Origin of the sequence: Streptomyces sp. URMC 129, from assembly GCF_051386415.1 — a bacterium.
Classification (GTDB): domain Bacteria; phylum Actinomycetota; class Actinomycetes; order Streptomycetales; family Streptomycetaceae; genus Streptomyces.
On the sequence record NZ_JBPQTQ010000266.1, the window covers coordinates 1 to 1,597 of the forward strand.

Below are 1,597 nucleotides of genomic sequence, written 5' to 3' on the forward strand. Positions count from 1 at the left end.
GACCGGGGGTGGGGCGTCCTCACCGGCGCGCGGCACCAGGTGTTCCTGGCGCGACCGGCGCGGCAGCGGGGGCCGGGGCTTCTGCCCGCCGCCCGGCGGCGCGGACCCGGCGGCCACGCCGAGCACCGTGCCGGGGGCGCGGCGGCCCTGGGTCTCGTCGCCGAGCAGTTCGTGCGGCAGGACGGCCACCGCCTGCACGCCGCCGTAGATGTTGCTCTGCAACTGGACCACGATGTCGTGCCGCCGGGCGAGGGCGGAGACCACGAACAGCCCCACCCGGCCCGCCTCCAGCAGCTCGGTGACGTCGAGGCGCTCGGTGCCGGAGAGCACGGCGTTCATCCGGCTCTGCTCGTCGGCGGTCATGCCGAGTCCCCGGTCCTCCACCTCGACCGCCAGCCCGGCCGCCACCCACTGGGTGCGCAGCAGCACCTGGGTCTGCGGCGCGGAGAACTCGGTGGCGTTCTCCACCAGCTCGGCCAGCAGGTGGACGACGTCGGCGACGGCGTGGCCGCGCACGGTGCCCTCGATCGGCGGCACCAGCCTGACCCGCGCGTAGTGCTCGACCTCCGCGACGCAGGAGCGCAGCACCTCGGAGACGCAGACCGGGCGGCTCCACTGGCGGCGGGAGACCGCGCCGCCGAGAACGGCCAGGTTCTCGGCGTGGCGCCGGACGCGGGTGGCGAGGTGGTCGAGGTGGAAGAGGCCCTTCAGCAGGTCCGGGTCCTCCACCTCGGCCTCCAGCTCGTCCAGGTACTCGAGCTGCCGGTGGACGAAGGACTGCATGCGGCGGGCGAGGTTGACGAAGACGTCGACCCGCTCGTCGCGGCCGGATCCGGCGCCGGCCAGGGCCGCGGCCTGGAAGACGGCCGACTCGGCGGCGTGCCGGGCGGTCGCGATCTCGTACCGGAGCCGGTCGAGCGGGTCGTCCTCGGGCACGGGCTGCGGCGGGACGTCCGGGGGCCGGATCCGCTCACCGCGCTCCACCTTGCCCAGCAGCACCTGGAGGTCGGCGCGTCCCTGGGCGGCCTGCCCGCGCAGCGCGGCGAGCCGGGCGGCGTGCGCCCGGCCCTGGCCGGCGGCCACGGCGGCGGCGACGGCCAGCACCGTGGCGGTGAGGCAGGCGGCCCCGCCCAGCGCGGCCCACAGGAGGCCGTCGCCGCGGTCCGGGTGCGGGCGCCGCCCGTCCTCCAGCAGGTAGGCGATGACGGCGGTGGCGATCAGGGCGACCAGGGCGGCGGGCAGCACCGCGAGGCGCGGCAGCCGGTGCCAGGGACCGGGCTCCCCGCGGCCCGGCCCCGCGGCGGGGGGCCGGTTCTCGCGGGTGGGGCGCGCCCGGGGGCGGAGCTGTTCTGGCATCGCTGTCCTCATCAGGCGGGTCCCATCAGGCGGGCCAAGTTGTGCGTAAGGCCACGCTATGGGTCAACAGCAAGGCGAACAGGCATAGTTCCGGCATTCGCCACCCTTCGCCACCTCCCAATGAGTGAATGGACGCCGGGAAACTTTGACCGGTGGCCGTCGGCGTGACCTGCGCAAGCACGCCGACCGGGGGCCGGAGGCGGGCACGGTGGGGGTGACCCGGCCGCGGGGGTACCGGTGC

At 76.2% G+C, this 1,597-nt stretch carries 1 protein-coding gene; it reads right to left on the minus strand.

Features of this window, described 5'->3' with window-relative positions:
• Positions 1–1,356, minus strand: a 1,356-nt coding sequence (locus ACSNOC_RS27665; RefSeq protein WP_436750317.1) for a sensor histidine kinase, incomplete at its 3' end; no start/stop codon positions are given.
• Between the last annotated feature and the right edge of the window lie 241 nt (positions 1,357–1,597).